The 431-nt window shown below is 46.4% G+C and carries 1 protein-coding gene; it reads right to left on the bottom strand.

The annotated features are described in order from the left end of the window. Positions 1-189: 189 nt before the first annotated feature. A partial coding sequence (locus FJV41_RS55955) for a replication initiation protein (RefSeq protein ID WP_141649638.1) occupies positions 190-431 on the bottom strand: 242 nt, incomplete at its 5' end.

Below are 431 nucleotides of genomic sequence, written 5' to 3'. Positions count from 1 at the left end.
CGACCGGGACTGTGGGAAACAGGTCAACTCCGCAGACGGCCCGGACTGTGGGAAACAGGTCAACTACGCAGACAGCCGCGATTGCGGGAAACAGGTCAAGTTAGGCAAGCACTATGGGAAACACAGCAAGTTCAGTATCCCCCCATATGTCAGCAACAAACTAAGGGGGGAGGAAATAAAAATTACAGACTATTGTTTTTTATCAAGAAAATTAAACAGCAAGCGACCATCTTCTTCAGTGGTATATGTTACCTTTAATGGCGTCTTCTCATTAATTTTCTTCAGAGCAGGTTCCAGGAAGGTACGCTTCATTTCAGCAATATTGTTTTTCTGCGAGGCAGGGAGCATAAACCTTTCACATAACCAGTCATGTGTGGTGATCCAGACACCAGTGCTCCGGAACTGACACAGGCTTTCATAAAGCCGGATGA

This window comes from Myxococcus llanfairpwllgwyngyllgogerychwyrndrobwllllantysiliogogogochensis, assembly GCF_006636215.1.
In the GTDB taxonomy this organism is placed as follows: Bacteria; Myxococcota; Myxococcia; order Myxococcales; family Myxococcaceae; genus Myxococcus; species Myxococcus llanfairpwllgwyngyllgogerychwyrndrobwllllantysiliogogogochensis.
This window is presented reverse-complemented; position numbering and strand designations above follow the sequence as displayed.